The organism is Halobacillus sp. ACCC02827, assembly GCF_030291935.1.
In the GTDB taxonomy this organism is placed as follows: Bacteria; Bacillota; Bacilli; order Bacillales; family Halobacillaceae; genus Halobacillus.
Genome location: NZ_CP128168.1, coordinates 2,845,083 through 2,865,427 on the forward strand (window position 1 = coordinate 2,845,083; position 20,345 = coordinate 2,865,427).

At 46.9% G+C, this 20,345-nt stretch carries 18 protein-coding genes; 9 read left to right on the forward strand and 9 right to left on the reverse strand.

Features of this window, described 5'->3' with window-relative positions; genetic code table 11:
• The 5 genes from dhaK to QRD89_RS15075 all read right to left on the reverse strand — a co-directional run bounded on the left by dhaK (position 1) and on the right by QRD89_RS15075 (position 5,790).
• Complete coding sequence (dhaK, locus tag QRD89_RS15055; protein ID WP_026578139.1) at positions 1-996, reverse strand: dihydroxyacetone kinase subunit DhaK; 996 nt, start codon at positions 994-996, stop codon at positions 1-3.
• Between the two features lie 71 nt (positions 997-1,067).
• Entirely contained in the window at positions 1,068-2,561 is a 1,494-nt protein-coding gene (glpK, locus tag QRD89_RS15060) for a glycerol kinase GlpK (protein ID WP_286095606.1), read from the reverse strand.
• A gap of 28 nt (positions 2,562-2,589) precedes the next feature.
• The gene (locus QRD89_RS15065; protein WP_008636721.1) at positions 2,590-3,417 is read right to left on the reverse strand and encodes an MIP/aquaporin family protein; all 828 of its coding nucleotides are present in this window, start codon (positions 3,415-3,417) and stop codon (positions 2,590-2,592) included.
• A 492-nt stretch (positions 3,418-3,909) separates the two neighbouring features.
• Positions 3,910-4,794, reverse strand: a complete 885-nt coding sequence (locus QRD89_RS15070) for a hypothetical protein (protein WP_286095607.1) — start codon at positions 4,792-4,794, stop codon at positions 3,910-3,912.
• Positions 4,795-4,854: 60 nt separating this feature from the next.
• Positions 4,855-5,790 carry an LCP family glycopolymer transferase gene (locus tag QRD89_RS15075; protein ID WP_026578135.1) on the reverse strand — a complete coding sequence of 312 codons (936 nt, stop codon included), beginning with the start codon at positions 5,788-5,790 and terminating at the stop codon, positions 4,855-4,857.
• A 269-nt stretch (positions 5,791-6,059) separates the two neighbouring features.
• Between QRD89_RS15075 and QRD89_RS15080 the strand changes: the two genes are divergently transcribed.
• Positions 6,060-8,564 carry a cell wall-binding repeat-containing protein gene (locus QRD89_RS15080; protein ID WP_286095609.1) on the forward strand — a complete coding sequence of 835 codons (2,505 nt, stop codon included), beginning with the start codon at positions 6,060-6,062 and terminating at the stop codon, positions 8,562-8,564.
• 40 nt (positions 8,565-8,604) lie between these two features.
• Here QRD89_RS15080 and QRD89_RS15085 read toward each other — a convergent pair whose 3' ends face one another.
• On the reverse strand, positions 8,605-10,488 hold the full coding sequence (locus QRD89_RS15085; RefSeq protein ID WP_286095610.1) for an LTA synthase family protein: 1,884 nt from the start codon (positions 10,486-10,488) through the stop codon (positions 8,605-8,607).
• A 277-nt stretch (positions 10,489-10,765) separates the two neighbouring features.
• Between QRD89_RS15085 and QRD89_RS15090 the strand changes: the two genes are divergently transcribed.
• Positions 10,766-11,335 (forward strand): copper resistance CopC family protein, encoded by a 570-nt coding sequence (locus tag QRD89_RS15090; RefSeq protein WP_286095611.1) that lies wholly within the window; start codon positions 10,766-10,768, stop codon positions 11,333-11,335.
• A gap of 6 nt (positions 11,336-11,341) precedes the next feature.
• Complete coding sequence (locus QRD89_RS15095; RefSeq protein ID WP_286095613.1) at positions 11,342-12,460, forward strand: CopD family protein; 1,119 nt, start codon at positions 11,342-11,344, stop codon at positions 12,458-12,460.
• A 78-nt stretch (positions 12,461-12,538) separates the two neighbouring features.
• Here the strand turns inward: QRD89_RS15095 and QRD89_RS15100 are convergent, their stop codons facing one another.
• Positions 12,539-13,150 (reverse strand): GntR family transcriptional regulator, encoded by a 612-nt coding sequence (locus QRD89_RS15100; protein WP_008636750.1) that lies wholly within the window; start codon positions 13,148-13,150, stop codon positions 12,539-12,541.
• 134 nt (positions 13,151-13,284) lie between these two features.
• On the opposite strand from QRD89_RS15100, the gene garR reads away from it, so the two are divergent.
• From garR to QRD89_RS15115, 3 genes are read left to right on the forward strand one after another with little or no spacing between them, the layout of a single operon-like run.
• Positions 13,285-14,238 carry a 2-hydroxy-3-oxopropionate reductase gene (garR, locus tag QRD89_RS15105; RefSeq protein WP_286095616.1) on the forward strand — a complete coding sequence of 318 codons (954 nt, stop codon included), beginning with the start codon at positions 13,285-13,287 and terminating at the stop codon, positions 14,236-14,238.
• 16 nt (positions 14,239-14,254) lie between these two features.
• The gene (locus QRD89_RS15110; protein ID WP_286095617.1) at positions 14,255-15,682 is read left to right on the forward strand and encodes a four-carbon acid sugar kinase family protein; all 1,428 of its coding nucleotides are present in this window, start codon (positions 14,255-14,257) and stop codon (positions 15,680-15,682) included.
• A 23-nt stretch (positions 15,683-15,705) separates the two neighbouring features.
• Positions 15,706-17,055 carry a GntP family permease gene (locus QRD89_RS15115; RefSeq protein WP_008636753.1) on the forward strand — a complete coding sequence of 450 codons (1,350 nt, stop codon included), beginning with the start codon at positions 15,706-15,708 and terminating at the stop codon, positions 17,053-17,055.
• A 75-nt stretch (positions 17,056-17,130) separates the two neighbouring features.
• On the opposite strand, the gene QRD89_RS15120 is transcribed toward QRD89_RS15115, so the two are convergent.
• On the reverse strand, positions 17,131-17,568 hold the full coding sequence (locus tag QRD89_RS15120) for an RDD family protein (RefSeq protein WP_286095618.1): 438 nt from the start codon (positions 17,566-17,568) through the stop codon (positions 17,131-17,133).
• A gap of 115 nt (positions 17,569-17,683) precedes the next feature.
• Positions 17,684-18,178, reverse strand: coding sequence for a lactoylglutathione lyase family protein (locus QRD89_RS15125; RefSeq protein WP_026578129.1), 495 nt, complete (start codon positions 18,176-18,178; stop codon positions 17,684-17,686).
• Between the two features lie 118 nt (positions 18,179-18,296).
• On the opposite strand from QRD89_RS15125, the gene QRD89_RS15130 reads away from it, so the two are divergent.
• The 3 genes from QRD89_RS15130 to QRD89_RS15140 all read left to right on the forward strand — a co-directional run bounded on the left by QRD89_RS15130 (position 18,297) and on the right by QRD89_RS15140 (position 20,341).
• The gene (locus tag QRD89_RS15130) at positions 18,297-18,650 is read left to right on the forward strand and encodes a winged helix-turn-helix transcriptional regulator (protein ID WP_008636767.1); all 354 of its coding nucleotides are present in this window, start codon (positions 18,297-18,299) and stop codon (positions 18,648-18,650) included.
• A complete protein-coding gene (locus QRD89_RS15135; RefSeq protein ID WP_286095620.1) occupies positions 18,650-18,874 on the forward strand; it encodes a hypothetical protein in 225 nt (74 codons plus the stop codon). Before QRD89_RS15130 ends, QRD89_RS15135 begins: the two co-directional genes overlap by 1 nt.
• Before the next feature lie 135 nt (positions 18,875-19,009).
• Entirely contained in the window at positions 19,010-20,341 is a 1,332-nt protein-coding gene (locus QRD89_RS15140; RefSeq protein WP_062514407.1) for a hypothetical protein, read from the forward strand.
• Positions 20,342-20,345: the final 4 nt, after the last annotated feature.

Here is a 20,345-nt window from a genome sequence, read left to right on the forward strand (position 1 = left end):
TCAATAACGGAATGCGGGAGCCTCGGACGGCGCATTCAATAACGCCTTCAAGTCGTCATCCACCTTCAATATAGTCAGAGAGCAGCCTGCCATTTCAAGGGATGTCATATATTCCCCAACAAAAGTACGACAAACGGAAACCCCTTTCTCGGCAAGCAATTCCTGTACTTTGCGGTTAAACACGTACAGCTCCATCTCCGGTGTAGCTCCCATCCCATTGATCATGACCGCAGCCTGGTCGTTTCCTACCGGCTCCAATTCTGACAGCACACTGTCCAGAAGCGCTGTGGCGATTTCGTCTGCGGTGGCCAGGGGCTTGGTCTCCACCCCCGGCTCCCCGTGAATGCCGATCCCGAGTTCCATCTCACCGTCCTCCAAATGAAAGCTCGGCTCCCCGGATGTCGGCATGATGCACGGGCTTAGTGCCACCCCCATCGTCCGGACATTATGAACAACGTGTTCAGCTGTCTGCTTGACTTCTTCAAGGGAAGCTCCTTCTTCTGCTTTCGCCCCGGCAATTTTGTGGACGAACACCGTACCGGCGACCCCGCGTCTGCCTGTCGTAAATGAGCTATCCTCGACGGCTACGTCATCATTGACAAGCACACTTTCCACAGCTATTCCTTCTGCTTCTGCCAACTCTTTAGCCATATCGAAGTTCATGACATCTCCCGTATAGTTTTTGACGACCAGCAGGACGCCGGCTCCGCTGTCAACGGCTTTAATGGCTTCTAATATTTGATCAGGAGTAGGAGAAGTGAACACCTCTCCGGAAACGGCTGCGTCCAACATGCCTTTGCCCACAAAACCAGCATGAGCGGGTTCATGTCCGCTCCCGCCTCCGCTCACTATCCCGACCTTTCCTTCCACGGGTGCGTCTTTTCTTACAATCACCGTAGTTTCTTCCAGGCGTCTCATTTTTTCAGGGTAGGCAGACGTCAAACCGTCCAACATCTCATGAATAATTTGTTCAGGTTCATTCATTATTTTCTTCATCCATACTCACTCCCTTTTGACAATATGTAAGAGGGCACCCTCTTTCCATGGAAAAAAGGTGCCCTTCTTCATTACTTGAATTGTCTTGTTGCTTCTACAGCTTTCTTCCAGCCGCTGTACAACTTATCTTGTTCCCCTTTGCTCATTTCTACCGTAAACGTACGCTCATTATCAGAATGCTGCTTAATTTCATCTTTATCTTTCCAATAACCCACGGCAAGTCCTGCCAGGAAGGCAGCACCCAGTGCTGTTGTTTCCTGAACGACCGGCCGCTCAACAGGCACACCAAGCATGTCGCTCTGGAACTGCATGAGGAAATCGTTCTTCACGGCTCCACCGTCCACACGAAGGGCCTTCAAATCGATGCCGGAATCAGCAATCATTGCATCCAGCACATCTTTCGTTTGATAAGCGAGTGATTCCAGTGTAGCCCGGACAAAGTGGGCTTTGGACGTACCACGAGTCAATCCGAAGACAGCTCCGCGGGCATCGCTGTCCCAGTACGGTGTTCCAAGACCGACGAATGCCGGTACAAGATATACACCGTCGGAAGAATCGACAGAAGTCGCATATCCTTCTGACTCCGGTGCACTATCGATGAGATTCAAACCGTCACGCAGCCATTGGATAGCTGATCCTGCTACAAAAATACTTCCTTCCAAGGCATATTCGACTTTGCCATCGATCCCCCACGCAAGTGTCGTCAAGAGACCATGTTCAGAAGCGACCCCTTCTTCCCCTGTATTCATAAGCATGAAGCAGCCGGTTCCATACGTATTCTTAGCCATCCCTTTCTCAAAGCAGGCTTGTCCGAACAATGCCGCCTGTTGATCTCCTGCGATACCGGCAATAGGGACCTCCTGTCCGAAGAAATGGTAATCCACTGTCTTCGCATACACTTCTGAAGATGGTTTTACTTCAGGAAGCATGGATTTAGGTACACCTAAAATATCAAGAAGCTCTTCATCCCATTTAAGGTCGTAAATGTTGTACATCAACGTCCGTGATGCGTTGGAATAGTCGGTGATATGCGCTTTTCCACCGGAAAGGCGGTAGACAAGCCACGTATCGATCGTACCAAACATCAAGTCCCCGTTCTCCGCTTTTTCACGGGCACCTTCCACGTTATCCAGAATCCACTTCACCTTTGTACCAGAGAAATACGGATCGAGCAGAAGACCTGTTTTCGAACGGAACAACTCATTATGACCCGCCGCACGCAGCTCTTTACAAATGTCTTCCGTCTGTCTGGACTGCCAGACAATTGCGTTATAGATTGGTTTTCCTGTATGACGGTCCCATACGACAGCTGTTTCCCGCTGGTTCGTAATACCGATTCCGGCAACCTGCTGTGGCTCTACGTCTGCTTTACGTAATACGTCAGCAATACAAGCAAGGACGGATGTCCAAATTTCATTCGCATTATGTTCGACCCAGCCTGGTTTCGGGAAAAATTGTTCAAATTCCTTCTGGCCTGTTTCTACAATTTTTCCTTCTTTGTTAAAAAGAATTGCTCTCGAGCTCGTCGTCCCCTGATCAATAGACAAAATGTACTTCTCTGCCATGAAAATCCTCTCCTTTTTTATATCTCTATCAGCTGATTTTTTCTTCAATCTTCGTTACGGATGCATTCTTCTTTAATTCAGAACTTGCTGCCGCAATAAGAATAACTGCTACGACGACTGACAATCCCCAGAAAACAGCAGTATAGTCCTGCATGAATATTGCTCGGTAGAATACCGCCCCATAAATACCACCAAGAACAGGTCCGACAATCGGTACCCATGCATAGCTCCAGTCCGATCCGCCTTTGCCCGGGATTGGAAGCAGAGCGTGGGCGATTCTCGGCCCAAGATCTCGTGCCGGGTTAATGGCATATCCTGTAGCTCCACCCAGTGACATTCCGATCGCGATAATCAAAGCACCGACGATCAGCGGATTTAATCCTTCCGTGAATTCGTTTGCACCAATGAACAACAAGCCCATAACCAATACGAACGTACCGATAATTTCACTTACAAGGTTTGAGAAAGGGCTTCGTACAGCAGGATCTGTGGAGAACACAGCCAGCTTCGCACCTTTATCTTCCGTTTCCCTCCAGTGAGGAAGGTAGTTCAAGAACACAATCACTCCACCGATGAAGGCACCAACCATTTGTCCAGCAATATAAACAGGAACCTTCGCCCATGCAAATTCACCGATCGCCGCAAATCCGAGCGTCACCGCCGGGTTCAAGTGTGCGCCGGTAAATCCTCCGACCGCATAAACCCCCATCGTAACAGCCAGCCCCCATCCGATCGTAATGACGACCCAGCCGGCACCTTCCGCTTTCGACTTCTTCAAAACAACACCGCCGACGACACCGCCGCCGAAGATGATCAAAATCATTGTACCAATCAATTCACCAAGGAATTCAGACATCAGCCACACCCCTTATCTTGTTTTCAAGCTGCATGGATTAAAAAAAGACTCACCTAAAGCGCTTACTTTTTGATGAAAAAGTAGCGAATAGTGTGAGTCTCCTCGTCTCCATCACATGCTTAACTTGTTGATTCCTACTATACACTCACATGTAAACGCTGTCAACTTTATTTTCATAATTTAATGAACAAATGGAACTAGAAAAAATTACTATTTCTCTATTTCCATTGGATTTGCTGTTTCCTTAGTATGGTTCAAATCCGCTTCAATATCCTCCTATATCTGCAGCTTCCGTTCCACGTTGTGTAAGGAATAGGCTTCGTATCCATTTGTCCTTTAGGTTATTGTCTCTCCAACTAAAACTTCAGTCCATTTCATCGCACTAAACGAATGGAAAAACGATACCCTGCTCATAATATCGGAGTGTGGGTGTAGAGGTGAGACCACAGAAGAGCGGGGTGCTTCACTTAGAACGTGTCGTCAGGGAGCCTTTTACTGTATATCCCCGAGATACTTCCCGTAAAAAGCATCGTAGCCGATCAATTCATAATAATCCCTGCGTAAATTAGTTCCTTCCCTGTCTTCCTCCTCCAGCAGATTCCACTGGTCTTCATTCATTTTCATGATCGTAAACGGAATCCCTTCTTCCATCACCTTCTCTTTGACATACAGACTCTCCTTCACCTGCTTGTCTTCATAAAAGAAAGAATCAAAGGTGTACGTTACACCTGCTTCCGTATCGAATTCAAACTTCCAGCTCAGCACTTCTTCGTCCGTAAACAATGGATAATCGATGAAGGGAATGAGCCGGGCTTCCTCCACCTCCATCCACGACACCTTCTCTTTCGTGCCTAATTCCACCTGAACGATCCCATCATCTCTTATTGCACGAAAATCATCCATCGTAGAAAGCAGCGTGCCACTGTATAAGAAAAGAAACAAAACAAGCAGCCCCCAAACATACCCTCGTATCCTTCTGAAGGTCTTTAGAAATATGTAAGAGAAACAGATAAGAAGACCCGTTAGCAGAATAGTCTGCACGTTGGAAATCCACCCGACAGACGAAGCATCGAACGCCAAGTCCTGCTCCGTCCGGGAAACACCTTTCCACTTAGCAGGCAGCCACATCAGAATGTAAGCGAATAATGGAAGGAACAAGGTGATTAAGGTGTACACTTTCATGTCCCTGAGCGTTACACGGATTTTCTCCTTTCCTCTAATCAGGTAAAAACCGGCGAAAGCCGGCAACAGTCCCAATCCTGTATATGGAAGTACCTTCTTGAAAAGGGATAAATTTTCACCGAGGACGATACCGAGCCCCAAGAAGACCGATGCAATGACCAAGATCCAGCCGGCACCCTTCTTAAATTTCAACATGGAAACTGCCTCCTTTTGACAAAATGAAAAAGTTCCGCTTGGAAGGCGGAACTTTACCGTTTATGAATTATAATCCTGGATTTTTTGACGAGCTTTCTGAACTTCTTGATCACTGATCTGCATGTAGTATATACCGCCGATCCTAGTGCCTGAACCGGACATTTGGTAGGTAGTCATGTCCTTGCGTGTATCTTTATAATTGACCATGAGATCCTTCATCGTATCGAAATCCAAGTTTGTCGCCACATTGTTTCCAAGGACGTCGAGAACATCATCGATCTTATTGACAGAACCGACATTTGCCCCTTTATCGACGACTGCCTGGATAATCTGGCGCTGCCGCTCGTTCCGCCCCAAATCCCCTTTAGGATCCTCATAACGCATGCGTACATAGCCGAGGGCTTCATCCCCATCCAGGTTCAGCGTCCCTTTCTTGTAATGGAAACCATTGGAACCTTGCCAATCCAGGTTGTTATCAATGGTGACACCACCGACAGCATCAACCAGTTCCGAGAGGCCTTCCATATTGATCCGCACATAATAATCGAGATCGATATCTAGAAAGTTCTCTACCGTTTGAATCGACATATCTGCACCTCCGAAAGCATAGGCGTGATTAATCTTATCCAGTTCGCCGTTATGCTTGGAGTCGCCGACCATTTCGGTTCGTGAATCCCTTGGAATACTAACGATTTGACTTCTGTCATTCTTCGGATCAAGGGACAGCACCATCAGTGCATCCGATCTTCCACGGTCATTCGCCCGTTGATCTACGCCGAGAAGAAGAATGTTCAGAGGTTCGGTTGCTTTCACTTTCTTCTTGGTCACCTTTGTGTCTATAGCAGCGACCTGCTGGTTCATCTTCTTATCGACTGTGGCTTTGGCACCATTGTAAACGGTGAAAGCATATACCCCCGTCGTAATCGCCAATAGTACGACAACAATAACGGGAACCTTCCACCATAATCCTTTTTTCTTCTTGTTTGCACGACCCATTCTCTTTCACTCCAATTTTTTCTAGCAATCTATTCCCCATTATATAAAAAGTAGAATATTTATACAATTCGTTTTTAGTAGAAAAGAACGGGACTCCGTCATTATTATGTAAAAAATGACAAAAAAACGGCTAAGATCCCTACCCCGGGGTATATACCTAACAGGACTATATTCCTGAATCTATCCTATGAAGTACGGAATGGAGCATAAGTCATAAGTCTTACGTATAAGTATAATCATATTATCTCAAAAAAACAGGGGGGATCGTATTGAATAAGAATCGACTCGGCTTCCTAATTCTAACCATCCTGTCTTTTACACTTATGTCCGCTGTTCCCATATCAGCAGAAGCAATGAGAAAGATTGACAGCTTTGATAAAGAAATAGAAGCCATACGTCTTGGAGAAAAGCATAAGGGTGTATATGTTCAGAGTATAAAGAAAGTGCCCATGACGGCGATTCATGACAGGCAGGTAGTCGTCCAACTAACCCCCGGAACTTCTTTAGATTTCCCTGATTATGAAGAGGTCCAAGCGGATCCATTACTCCTCTTACGTATCCCTGTACAGCTTGACTACCATCAGGAACTCCGCCGGATTCAAAGTATGGAGGGAGTGGAAAGCGCTTCCCCTAATATCATTTATACTCCGATGTACAAGCCCTCGGATGCCTATTACCACTCTTACCAGGATTATTTAAAAAAGATTGGTATGGAACAGGCCTGGGATGTGACCAAGGGCACAAAAGAAGTGAGCGTGGCAGTGATTGACTCGGGAGTACTGCCTTCCCATGAGGATCTGCAGGGTCGTTTGACAGCAGGGTTCGATGCATTTACGAACGGTCCCGTCCGCTCTGATGGTGCGGGGCACGGAACCCATGTGACAGGGATACTTGCTGCAAACACCAATAGCAGAGGTGGCATCGGTGTTGCACCCGGTATTAAAGTGATTCCTATCAAAGCTGGAGATGACCGAAGCGTCTACACTTCAGCAGTCCTTCGCGGAATTGATTACGCTGTCGATAACCATGCCGATGTCATCAATATGAGTTTTGGAAGCTTCTATAACGACCAAGCCGTACAGGAAAAGCTGCTGGAAGCCTACGACGCTGGAGTTACACTCGTAGCCGCTTCGGGAAATGAGGAGACCAACGTCCCTGCTTATCCGGCAGGCTACCCTTGGGTGATTGCCGTCGGCGCAACCGACACGACCTCATCCTCCCCAAGACATGCGCCGTTCTCCAATATCGGTAACCACATTGATGTCGCTGCGCCGGGGGTGGACATTTTCAGCACAAGATACGACGGCACATACGGAGTCGGCAGTGGTACTTCCTACTCTGCACCGATTGTCAGCGGACTAGCCGCCTTACTGATATCCAAACATAGAGACTGGAAGCCTGCCGATGTGGAATATGCCCTTCAGGCAAGTTCCGATCAGCTGCTCCGCGGAGAATCTAATGAACAGCTGGGATTTGGACAAGTAAACGGCGCTGCTGCACTTCGCACCGGACTAAAATCTTTAGAAGAGGACTCCTCTGCATGGGACCTCAGTAAAACAGGGCCCCTTCAAATCGGATCGCTTTCCGAATCGTTAAATTATCCAAGTGACAGAGACTTATATAAATGGAACGCGGAGGCACCAGGGCAAGCTTCACTAAGGCTCCACCATCCAGCCGGGCACATCGATCCCGTCCTGGTCGTATACCGGGAAATGAACGGCTCGATTTATGAGCAGGACTACATCGACGAGCATGGTCAAGGAATAGCCGAGACGCTCACGTTTCAAGCTGGAGAGGGCACCTATTACATCGGTGTGTATGACTACTATGAGAACTGGTCTGCGCAGCCCTATACTCTTACGCTTGATCAGGAGCTTCCACAGGCCGAGAGAATCAGCGGTACAGACAGATTCGAGACAGCAGTAGAGATCTCCAAACAGGGATGGCAGGATGGAGCAGGTTCCGTCCTGATTGCAACAGGATTTGACTTTCCCGATGCTCTTTCCGCTTCTCCGCTGGCGTATCAGTTGGATGCTCCCATCCTTTTGACAAGACCTGATCGGTTGGGAACAGAAACGAAACGGGAAATAGGACGACTGGGTGCATCTTCGGTTTATATCATCGGAGGCATCAACGCGGTATCTGCCAACGTAGAAAAAGAAATACGGTCACAAGGCCTCCAAGTGACAAGAGTTGCAGGGGGTGACCGCTATGAAACTTCTGTAGAGATTGCTGAAGAACTGAAGCAATTACTGGGAAGGTCACTGACGAGTGCTGTCGTTTCGTCCGGCCGAAACTTCCCGGATGCCCTTGCGTCCGCTCCCTACGCTGCAAGGCATTCCCTGCCCATATTATTGACAAAGGAAAAAACGCTGTCACCTGAAGTGAAAGAGATTACCGATACCTTGCAGGAAACCATTGTCATAGGCGGAACGAGTGTCGTGAATGACTCCGTCTCGCGTATGCTCCCTACCCCCGTCCGATATGCAGGAGAGAATCGCTTTGATACGGCTGTAAGGTTTATAGAAGGTACAGGTATGGAGGCTGATGGAATATATGCTGCTACCGGCTTTCAATTCGCAGATGCGTTGACCGGTTCCGTCCTTGCAGCCAAGGAATCGAAACCGATCGTGCTCGTACGTCACGACCGGATACCACCGGAAGTCATCACATTCTTGAACAGCGCCTCTCCTGAGGTGATCTCCATTCTGGGTGGTACAGCCGCCATCAGCAAAGAGGTAGGATATCATTTAAGAAAATTTTTGGATCAATAAATAGGAAGAGCCCTCTCCATAAATGGAGAGGGCTCTTCCTTTACTTCAATGACTCAAAATAAGCATCCGACCATTCCAGAAGCTGCAGAATGTCCTGCTGTTCCTTGGCAAATGATGCTTTTGGATCGTCATATTGGTTCTCAATACGCTCGTTTGTTTCCAGATCGATAATGCGTGGTGCGAAACGACTGTTCTCAGCGATGTAGAACCTGCCGTTTTTAAAGAAGGAACTTGTCGGTACATAATACCTCATACCTAAAAGGTTATCCTCATAATGAAGCAGATCATGTCCGAAATAAATAGTATCCGGTTCCACACCAAGAAGATTCAAAACCGTCGGCATCATATCGATTTGACCGCCGAGGTGATCCACTTCACCCGAAAGCTCCTCTTCCTCTCCCGGAACGCCGATAACAAATGGAATGTTGAAACGCTTGGCCAGTGAATAACGGCCACCAATGAAATCATCAAGCAAATCCTGGTCTTTGGATGTAAGCAGTTTTCCGTGAAGGCCGGAATGATCCCCATACATGGCGATGACGGAATTTTCCCAGAGTCCTTTATCTTTCAGACCTTGGAAGAACTTCCCTAGCTCTTGATCCGCGTAATGGACAGACTGTAGATAGTTACCGGTCAATGTCCCTTCGTATTCCTCAGGAAGATCAAGTCCTTTCTTATCTTCCGGCATTTCAAACGGGGTATGACTTGTTAACGTCAGCGCATGCGCGTAGAATTTACCTTCTTTGTCCGCAATATTGTCCAAAGCAGCAAGCGAACGTTCGAAGAAAACTCCATCGGATGGGCCAAAGCCCACCGTATCTTTCTCCCCGTAGAATTCCTTTGCATAGTAATCATCGAAACCGAGGGCCGGATACATGACATCTCTGTTCCAATACTCGACTTCGTCCGCGTGCATCGTAACGGAGTGGTATCCGTTCTGATCAAGAATTCTCGGCAGGGACGGAATCTTCATATCGGTCATTTCCTCTGAGGTAGCCTTACTTCCCAGTGGATAGAGAGATGTATTCATCAAGTATTCCGCATCAGCAGTATTGGCAGATCCGATCTGCTGATAAAGATTGGAGAAGTACATACTGTCTTTGATCCATTTATTGATGTTAGGCGTTATCTCCTGTCCGTTCAGTGATTTTCCAATGACGAAGTTCTGCAGAGATTCCACCTGAATCACAATCAAGTTACGATCTTCAGCTACACCGAAATGATTGTGCTCACTCATTGGTACATAATCATTTCCTTTTGTTTCTTCAATCATCTCCTGCGTCACGTTCTGATCTGCGCCGGAGAAAGCGAGAGCCGTCTCACTGTTTGCCCGGTCCTGGTAAAACTGGACAAACTGTGAATTAAACAATCCGTTCTCCTTCGCAAACAAAGCGCTGTCCAGCATCGGATCGCTCTTACTCATCTGAAAATTGACGATGGAAGCAATTAATCCAATAACAAGCAGGCTGCCCATCCATACGTTCGATGTGTAGTTGCGGGTCTTTCTGCCCCACTTTCTCGTCCATACCGTAAGGATGGCGAAGAGGACGAGGTCGGCGAAGAACAATAAGTCTGTCGGCCGGAAGAGCATCATCGCACTTTCATTGACACTTCCTACTTGATTAAGCTGAGTCAAATCATAATAGGTAGGAATGGTACCGAAATACCGCTCATAGACAAGCATGGATATGAACAGGAGGGTAAGAATGACATCCAGAACTATGTAGACATAGACTTTCCCTTTCTTCAGAACCAATTCAAAGGCGGCAATTAAGGTCAACACGACCATGAATTCAAACCATATTCCCCTGAAAATGTTCGTGTCGTACAGCAGTACATATCGAAATATAATAAACTTTAAAGCGATCATGATAGAAAAATAGAAAAAGTAACTCTTTATTAACCTTGTAATAGAATCTTTCATATAAACACCTCTACAATATTCTATCGAAGTGTTAAGATTATGTAAACGATTTGTAAATAATCACAGGGTCATAAGCCGCTCTTATTCTTATTTTGTTCACATTTCTATGACGATTGTGTGGAATTTCTTTGATATGTTTTGACTATCCTGTGTACTATAGACTAAAATGACTACGTCAAAAAGCCGCACCTTCCCACTGCCGTCAACATTACATTCCAATGACGACATGATTGCAGCACCGGGACGATCGGAAAATAGAAAAGAAAGGGAGAGATCCATGAAACAATGGACGATTATAATGGCAGCCCTCTTATTCTTTGTAATGGCGCCTTTAACTATTGTAGAAGCACATACCTCACTGGAGAGTTCTAATCCAGAAGCTGATTCTACCGTGGAGGAACCTGTGGAATCGATTGAACTTACCTTCAATACTGAGATTGAAGAAGCGAGCACCCTGACCATCACAGACGGAAACGGAGAAGTGATGGAGCCTGCTTCTGTAGACATTGCAGATAATATGATGACCGCAAACCTTAATGATCCGCTTCCTGCCGGTGACTATACGGTGAACTGGAACATCGTCGGTGCAGACGGTCATATCATTGAAAAGGAATTTACCTTCACCACAACTTACGAAGAGCCGGAAACAGTGGAAGAAGAAGCGGTGGAAACACCATCCGATGAAGGACAGGAAGAGTCTCCAGATCAGGAAGATTCCACCGTTGATTCCGAGCAGGATACTGCAGATGAGGACTCAGGATTTCCCGTCTTCTTTTACGTACTTCTCGGCATCATTATTGCACTTGTTCTCGTTTTAATCGGACGTCTTGCCTTCAGTAAGAAGTGAAAATAGATGATGGAAATTACGCTTTTCGCAGCTGAAGTCGCTCTCTATATCTCTTTCTCTCTTTTAATTGGAGGATTATTGTTATTACTGATTGCAGAAACGTCTAAACCACCGATGGTTATACCGAATAAGCTGATTATCACGGCGAGTATGCTTACGATCGCTGCGGCCTTTCTGCCGATCCTGCCCGTTACCCGAACGCTTGCCAGGGTAGACACGTGGCAGCAGGCATTCATGAACGTCCTGTTTACATTTTCCATAGGAAAATCATTTTTATTCATCACCTTATTCGGCGTGCTGCTTCTTTTGATTTGGACAATCAAAGGGGCAGCGGAGAATAAGTACCTTGTGTCGCTTTCGCTCGCACTCGTCATTGCCATGATTATCAGTTACACCCAATCCAGCCATACCACTTCCCTTGCAGGCTGGCAGGGGCAAATGGCTCACACAATTCATTTTCTTGCCGTCTCCCTCTGGCTGGGGATTTTGTTCATTGTCAGTTGGCTGTCTAAAGGAACGGAAAACTGGAGTGCTTTTTTACGCTGGTTTACACCGACGGCAATCGCTGCCCTGCTCATCGTAACCGTCTCCGGTTTCTTTACGATGTCGATCGATCTGCATGCATACGGGAATACGAACTTAGGTACTGTTCAAGCCTATGAAGACGGTCTCGCCTCAAGCTATGGACAAGGGCTGCTTTGGAAACATCTGTTTTTCTTGGCCATCATTATGTTCGCTGTGATTAACGGTATTCTCTTCAGGAGGAAACGGGAAGATCAAACATTCAATCCGTTTCCATGGACCAAGGCGGAAAGTCTGTTCGCTCTGATTGCCTTCTTATGGACGTCTTACATGGGAAGGGTGGGAATACCGAGTCAGGGAGGCACACCGGCTGCTGAAGCCTCTTTCTTATACTCGTTCTTTACCGACAAACAAGAAAGCGGAATCGTCGATGTCACTTTTGCTTTCGGTCCAATGAGCTGGCTGTTGCTCCTGCTTGGTACACTTTTTCTTCTGCTTGCCTTGGTGACAGCAGTGAAAAAATCTTCTGTATCCATGACAGCAACGGCGGGCGCCGCCATGATCATTACCTTCTATCTCGGCGTCATGACCGGTGTCCAATAAATATAAAAAAACGAATCCTTATAAGGATTCGTTTTTTTATTTTGTTTAGAAACATCTTTCTACTCCAGTCTCACTGGTTCATTTTGTCTTTGATATATGCAGAAAGAAATCAAGATCTTCCTGGAGATGGATTTGTAGAAGGCGTTCCGCTTCTGCTGCATCCCTGCGTTCGATTGCCTCATATATCTCCTCATGCTCATCAATCAAGCGCGGGCGGTCATGATAGACGACCGTTTTACGAAACAAGTAAATAATCGACTGCATCCGGTTGATCGTCTCGATCATAAACCGGTTCTTACTCGATTCTACGATAATATCATGGAAGCGCTTGTTTGAATTCATCATCTCTTCATGATTGCCGCGGCGGCTGACAACGATCGTTTCCTTCAGTTCCGCAAGCGTCTCTTTGTCCATATACGTTGCCGCTGTTCTGGCTGCGTCGCCTTCCAATAAGATGCGTACACGGAAGATATCACGCAGATCTGCTTCTGTCGGCTGAACGACTTTTTTTTCTTTTACAAGCCCTTCCTCCTCCAGCTTGCGTAACGCTTCGCGAATCGGCGTCCGGCTGATTCCGAGGAGCTTTGCGTATTTATCTTCTACCAGTTTTGTTCCTGCAGGGATCTCCCCGTCTACTATCTGCTCTCTTAAGTATTCATATGCTTGCACGTATGCTGTGTTCTTTTTCATCTATGTACGCTGCATAGTCCAGCAGCTTTCGCCCTCCTCTAATACACCTTTTTCCAATTATAACATGGTTGGCAAATACTTATTTGTGTACATTTTTTATTTTTTTGTATACAAAATAGAGTATATACTATACAATGAGAACAATAAATGAAAGCGATACCATTATAAAACGGAGGGATTCTACAATGAAGATAGGATTTATCGGCTTAGGAATTATGGGGAAACCGATGGCAGGTCATCTGGTCGCCCATGGACATACAGTGAAAGCTTTCGACCTTAACCAGAAGGCGACAGAGGCACTGGCCGCCCAAGGAGCCATCGCTTGTACGAGTTCCAAAGATGCTGCTTATGAAAGCGATGTCATCATTACGATGCTTCCCAAAGCTGCGCATGTGGAGAGCGCCTTATTCGCAGAAAACGGCGTGGTGGAAGGCGCCAAACCGGGCGCCATCGTCATCGATATGAGTTCGATCTCCCCGGTCGAAACGAAGAAAATAGCGGCAGAATTGAAAACGCATCACCTGCGGATGATGGATGCACCAGTGAGTGGTGGCGAGCCGAAAGCGGTGGACGGGACCCTTGCTATTATGGCAGGCGGAGAAGAAGAAGCTTTCCAGGAAGTGCTGCCGCTGTTGGAATGTATGGGAACGAACATCGTTTTGGTAGGAGCGGTTGGCAGTGGTACAACAGCGAAACTGGCCAATCAGGTCATGGTCAATGTTAATATCGCAGCGATGTCAGAAGCCTTCATTCTGGCTGCGAAAGCAGGTATCGACCTTCCGAAGATGTACGAAGCGATTCGAAGCGGCCTTGCAGGAAGCGCTGTACTGGATGCGAAAGCACCGCTTATCTTCGAACGAAATTTTGTTGCCGGTGGCAGAATCGATATCAACGCAAAGGACTTGACGAATGTATTGAACACAGCGAAAGAATTGGAAGTGGATATGCCGCTCTCCGATCGTGTTCTATCCATGTTTAATGAACTAATTACAGATGGGAAGGCAGCAGACGATCACGGCGGTCTGATCCAGTACTACGAGAAAACAGCCGGTACGAAGGTAGCTGCACCAGTTTTCGAAGGAAAATAAAGAAAGGATGATGAGAATGATCGAGACACATAATCCAGAATCTTATATCAAAAGCCTGCCTGTACAGAACGAAGAAGAATGGGAAAACGCATTTAAGGATGCCTACGCAGACTTCCAGCACAAAATCGTTGTTCTTGATGATGATCCCACTGGTGTGCAGACTGTACACGGCGTTACCGTTTTTACCGACTGGGAGGAAGCGACGATCCGCAAAGGGTTTGAAGAAGACGGACAGATCTTCTTCATCTTGACGAATTCCCGTGCTTTCCGTGCGAAGAAGACGGAAGAAGTCCACAGAAGAATCGCCGCTCGTGTCGAGCAGATTGCACAGGAAAACAACACTCCCTATCTTCTAATCAGTCGGGGAGATTCGACACTTCGCGGCCACTACCCATTAGAGACAGAAGTATTAAAAAACGAATTGGAACGAAGGTCAGAACGCAGGATTGATGGGGAAGTAATCCTTCCTTATTTTAAGGAAGGAGGAAGGCTGACGGTGGAGGGCGTTCACTATATCGTCAGCGACGGAAGCTGGACCCCCGTTGGAGAATCGGAATTTGCCGGAGACCGGACGTTCGGCTTCTCAGCCAGTCACCTGGGCGACTATGTGGAAGAAATGACCGATGGTGCTTACAAGGCTGAAGACGTTACCCATGTCACACTCGCTTCTATACGCCAAGGCGAAATCGAAGCGATTACAAACCAACTGATGAAAGTCGATCATTTCGGCAAAGTCATCGTCGATGCCGTGACGGAAACAGATGTAAAAGTATTTACCATCGCTCTCATCCAGGCACTCCAGTCTGGAAAAGAATTCTTATATCGAACGGCGGCAACCTTTACGAAAATTGTAGGCAGTATCCATTCAAAGCCTCTGTTGACGAAAGAAGAACTCGTCCATGACCGCTCTGAACAAGGCGGCCTTGTCGTTGTCGGTTCCCATGTCCAAAAGACGACAGACCAGCTGGAGCAATTAAAAACGATCTCCGGCCTTCACTTCATCGAATTCAACAGCCACCTTGTCCTTGAACCAAAAGCATTCCGTGAAGAAGTGGAACGTGTGAGACGAGAAGCAGATGAGAAAGTGGAAGAGGGAACATCAACTGTTATTTACACAAGAAGGGACCGTCTGGAGTTGGGGGACGGCCAGGAAGAGAAAGAGCTGATGCTTTCCGTCCAGATATCGGAAGCCGTAACAGCCATCGTCCGGCAGTTAAAAAGCTCTCCGAAATATATCATCGCTAAGGGTGGTATTACTTCAAGCGACGTTGGGACAAATGGTCTTGGTGTAAAACAGGCGACGGTCAAAGGACAGGTGGCGCCAGGTGTACCTGTTTGGGAGACGAGCGAAGAAAGCAAATACCCACACCTCCCGTATATTATTTTCCCGGGCAACGTCGGAACAATCCATACATTGAAAGAAGTCGTCGCGTTGATCGACTAAATCCTTTGAAGAGGTGAACCCTAATGCTAACAGGAAATCTACTGATTCTCGTGTTCTTCCTTTCTTTGGCTCTCCTATTCTTCCTTATTCTAAAGGTCAAGCTTGAGCCGTTTCTTTCCTTACTTGCTGTGGCATTGATGACAGGTCTGATCATCGGCATGCCGGTTTCGGAAATTCCAGGCATTATCGTCGGCGGTTTCGGTAACACACTGGCAGGGGTCGGTATTCTTATCGGCCTCGGCGTCATCTTCGGCCAGTTCCTCGCCGCTTCCGGTGCTATCGAAAAAATCGCCAAGTCCATCCTGACCGTCTTTGGACTCAAGAAGTCCCCGGCAGGTCTTGGTCTTACTGGAGCTACGGTTGGTATTCCCGTTTACTTTGACGCCGCTTTCGTCATCCTATCCGGGCTTGTCCGCAGCTTATCCCGTCGTACCGGCATTTCGATCGTCACCTTTGTCACAGCTCTCGGGGTCGGTTTGATCGTTTCCCACAGTATGATTGCCCCGACTCCGGGCCCGCTCGTTGTCGCAGAAAATACCGGTGCTGATTTAGGACTATTCATTTTATACGGATTAATCTGCGCCATTCCTGCGACGCTTGTCGGGGGATACTTATACGGTACATTCATCGGTAAACGCGTCCGCTCCGGTCAGGATGAGGACGCGTCTGCCGAAGTGGCAGCGACCGTTGAAGAAACAGGACCGACGATCAGCACCGGCTTATCGTTTACCATCCTCCTGCTTCCTATCGTATTGATTCTTTTGAATACGGTTACAAATTTAGCGGTACCGAATACGGGATTCGCAAGCATTATCGGACTGATCGGAGATAAAAACGTCGCGTTGTTCCTGAGTGTCCTCGTTGCGATTATCGTGCTGCCAAAATACATTCAAAAACCTAACCAAACGTTGTATAACGAAGCGCTTAGTACATCAGGAAGCATCCTGCTTATTACAGGAGCCGGCGGAGGATTTGGTGCCGTAATAAATGAAAGCGGTATCGGAGATCATTTGATTCAGACGATGCAGAGCTGGAGTATCCCGGTCATCCTGCTTGCCTTCCTGTTTTCTCAAATTCTGCGCGCTTCCCTCGGTTCCACGACTGTTGCGCTTGTCACCACTTCCAGCATCATGGGACCGATGATCGTAGAACTGGGCGTCTCCCCTGTTCTTGTCGGTCTGGCGATCTGTGCCGGTGGTGTCGGGTTATCCCTTCCGAACGATTCCGGATTCTGGGTGGTCAATCGGTTCAGCAAGCTCTCTGTTCCAGATACACTGAAGGCCTGGACACTCGGTGGATTTATTGCCGGGGTCAGTGCTCTTGTTATGGTCTTCCTCCTGAGTCTGTTCAGCGGCATCCTGCCCGGCATATAAAATAAAGCCCGTCGTTCCAATGGAACTGACGGGCTTTTTAACTTTCCTGTTCCGCTTGCTTATACGTGTGAAACCTCAGTTTTCATACGATGTTTCCGCCTTAATTACCTGTGTGCCTCCGATGAAATCATGGATGGCCCGCTTATCTTCCCGGAAAATGACCATGAAAATGCTGACGATAATGGTCACTCCGAAGCTAACGATACTTAGCAGGTAATAGCCGACGAATTCTCGAAGAATCATATTCGATAATTTCACCTGCCCCCCATCTTCATAACGATGCACCTTGATTTTACAAATTCGCTTACCAAGGACATAACCACTCCAGATTAACGGTGTGATGATTAAGTAAAAGGTGTAGAGCAGCTGCCACTCCAACGTGTCCGCCCAATCGGTTGAAAATTCCCCGGTAATCGCAAAATAAAGCAGTCCGATTACAGAGACGAGGATTAATGAATCAAGGAACGAAGCGAGCAGTCTCGATCCGAACCCTGCTGGTTGTTTACGTTCCACGGGATCTCCCCCTTTTTCTCTTTCTACAATACCCTACGATTTTACCAGAGCTGACAGGCGGACATCCAGTCATGGAAATAGAGAGGCCGGGAGGATTATCTGCCCGGCCTCTCTATTAATAAGCGCCTTCTGAATAAGTCAGTTCATAACTGTGGGTGTATATTTCAAAGATATTTCCGAATGGGTCTTCCACATAGACCATTTTAAACGGTTTTTCTCCAGGATAATATTCCCGGATCGGCATGCGCTGTTTCCCACCATGAGCCTTGATCTTATCGACCATGCCTTCAATATCCGGGTCTTGAATACAGAAGTGAAAAATACCGGTCTTCCAATATTCGAAGTTGTTCTCCGGTTTTTCATTATTCGGGAATTCAAACATTTCCACTCCGATCTTATCTCCTGTAGCCAGGTGGGCGATCCGGAATTCCTCCCAATCATTCCCGAAGACGTCCCGGCACATCTGGCCGATTGGTGAATCATCATTTTTCACAGGAGACGGGGCCATAATGACATACCAGCCGAAGACCTCTGTATAAAATTTAACTGCTTCATCCAAATCAGGAACGGATAGACCTATATGAGAAAACGAGCGTGGATATGGTAGCATAATACTTCCTCCTAGTTTCTTTTTTCTTTCAGAACCCATTATAATAAGGAGAAGTTCCTTACGTAAGTATGCACTTTTTTGTAAGACACTAACCCGCAGGTAAGAAAGGAAGGAAGAAATGGATGCATCTTTGGATTCTAACGGAAAACTAAAATGTTCAATTGAGTACACATTGAACAAAATAGGCGGCAAATGGAAAACGGTCATCCTCTGGCACCTGACCGTCGATGGTACACATCGGTACAATGCACTCCGCAGACTTCTTCCCGGGGTCTCCCATAAAGTTTTGAGTCAACAGCTGAAAGAACTGGAAGAAGATGGATTTATTGATAGAACTGCTTATAATACAATCCCCCCGAAAGTGGAGTACTCGATCACGGCTTCCGGGAAAACACTACTTCCTATTTTGGAAGCCATGCACCGTTGGGGAACAGAACATGGATCCGAATCTAACGAGAAAGGAGAATTATAATGGGTTTATGGCAGAAAGGACTGCTCGCTTTTGCACTACTCGCTTTTCTATACTCCTTAATGAACCAAAGCACGTCGATAGAGATCACACTTTTCACTGCCGGTTTGATCCTTACTGCTTTCGGTTGGCAGTTTATGACAGATGACAAGAAAAAAATCGGATTCATCTATATCATTCCAGGAGGATTCTTCTCTTTCATCGGCCTGATGGCTTGGCTGACATAACTGTTTTCGCTACTCTGTACAAATGAAATAAAAATAAATAAAACTTTTTTCGTCAAAAAGTGATCCAAGCTTCTCTCCTCTCCGATAGCTGAGTGAAAGAAAACAAATAAGACTCAAAAAGGAGAGGAAACAACAATGAAGTTTAAACGAATTTTTGCCGTATTGATGGCAGTCATGCTTATGGTTCCATCCCTCGCATTCGCGGACAGTAAGGATGAGGCGAAAACACCGGTCCAAACACCGGCCGCTGATTTAAGAGCTGACTTAAGCAGTCTACTTTCCGCTCACTTTGAATACCAAGTACTTACAGCAATCAAAACCTATCAGGACGCTCCTGATGCTGACGTTGCCCGTGAAATGCTCGAGAAAAATGCCGATGAAATGACGGCTGCAATCGAGTCACTGTACGGGGAAGAAGGCGCGAAGCAGTTCGCAGACATCCTTTCCTCCCAGTATGAAGACAGCACTCAATTGGGACAAGCTCTGAAAGACGGCGACACGACAGAAGCTTCTCAAGCACTTACAGAAGACTTCCCGAAAGAGTTCGGTGCCTTCCTTGGAACAGCTACAGAAGGCAACCTTCCAGCTGAAACAGCAACAGAAGTATTGATGGCTCATGAGCAGGATGTCATCGATGTTGCAACAAGTTATGTAAATGGTAACTACGAAGAAGCTTACAATCAGTTTGATGAAGGTTTCGAGCGCATGTACACAATCGGTACAGCTCTTTCTGACGCTATTGTTAAGCAAATGCCTGAAAAGTTCAATGATACAAAAGCCGTCACACCAGCTGCCGACCTTCGCATGACATTCAATCAGCTGCTGGGTGTACACTTCGGCTACCAGACACTTACAAGCCTGAAACAGACCCAAGGTGCGGATGATGCAGAGATCGTAACAGAGAAACTGGAAGAAAACGCTATGGATATGAAAGCTGCCGTTTCCTCTATCTACGGTGAGGAAGGCGCACAACAATTTGCTGATATCTTCGCTTCCCAGTATAAAGACAGTGCAGACCTTGGTATGGCGATGATGAACGAAGATATGGATAAAGCGGACGCAGCGAAACAGTCCCTTACTCAGGATTTCCCGAAAGAACTGGGTGCTTTCCTTGAGACAGCAACAGAAGGCAACCTCCCTGCTGAAACAGCTGAACAAGTACTGATGGCTCACGAACAAGATGTGCTTGACGTCGTTTCTTCTTATATGGATGAAGATTACGAAATGGCTTACCAGACATACGACGAAGGGTTCAAACGTATGTCCACAATTGGAACGGCTCTTTCCGGAGCAATCGCGACACAAATGCCGGACAAATTCTCTTCTGAAGTAATGCCTGAAACAATGCCTGATACAGGTATGGGTGGAACAGCTTCCAACTCCATGTCCATGTGGGTATGGATGGCAGCAGCTGTCCTTGCAGTCGGTGGAGCTTTCGCCGTAGCCCGTAAAAAAACAAACGCATAATCAT

Coding starts and splice junctions, on each gene's coding strand:
- dhaK (WP_026578139.1), bottom strand. CDS start 996: ATGAAGAAAATAATGAATGAACCTGAACAAATTATTCATGAGATGTTG.
- glpK (WP_286095606.1), bottom strand. CDS start 2,561: ATGGCAGAGAAGTACATTTTGTCTATTGATCAGGGGACGACGAGCTCG.
- QRD89_RS15065 (WP_008636721.1), bottom strand. CDS start 3,417: ATGTCTGAATTCCTTGGTGAATTGATTGGTACAATGATTTTGATCATC.
- QRD89_RS15070 (WP_286095607.1), bottom strand. CDS start 4,794: ATGTTGAAATTTAAGAAGGGTGCCGGCTGGATCTTGGTCATTGCATCG.
- QRD89_RS15075 (WP_026578135.1), bottom strand. CDS start 5,790: ATGGGTCGTGCAAACAAGAAGAAAAAAGGATTATGGTGGAAGGTTCCC.
- QRD89_RS15085 (WP_286095610.1), bottom strand. CDS start 10,488: ATGAAAGATTCTATTACAAGGTTAATAAAGAGTTACTTTTTCTATTTT.
- QRD89_RS15090 (WP_286095611.1), top strand. CDS start 10,766: ATGAAACAATGGACGATTATAATGGCAGCCCTCTTATTCTTTGTAATG.
- QRD89_RS15095 (WP_286095613.1), top strand. CDS start 11,342: ATGATGGAAATTACGCTTTTCGCAGCTGAAGTCGCTCTCTATATCTCT.
- QRD89_RS15100 (WP_008636750.1), bottom strand. CDS start 13,150: ATGAAAAAGAACACAGCATACGTGCAAGCATATGAATACTTAAGAGAG.
- garR (WP_286095616.1), top strand. CDS start 13,285: ATGAGAACAATAAATGAAAGCGATACCATTATAAAACGGAGGGATTCT.
- QRD89_RS15110 (WP_286095617.1), top strand. CDS start 14,255: ATGATCGAGACACATAATCCAGAATCTTATATCAAAAGCCTGCCTGTA.
- QRD89_RS15115 (WP_008636753.1), top strand. CDS start 15,706: ATGCTAACAGGAAATCTACTGATTCTCGTGTTCTTCCTTTCTTTGGCT.
- QRD89_RS15125 (WP_026578129.1), bottom strand. CDS start 18,178: ATGCTACCATATCCACGCTCGTTTTCTCATATAGGTCTATCCGTTCCT.
- QRD89_RS15130 (WP_008636767.1), top strand. CDS start 18,297: ATGGATGCATCTTTGGATTCTAACGGAAAACTAAAATGTTCAATTGAG.
- QRD89_RS15135 (WP_286095620.1), top strand. CDS start 18,650: ATGGGTTTATGGCAGAAAGGACTGCTCGCTTTTGCACTACTCGCTTTT.
- QRD89_RS15140 (WP_062514407.1), top strand. CDS start 19,010: ATGAAGTTTAAACGAATTTTTGCCGTATTGATGGCAGTCATGCTTATG.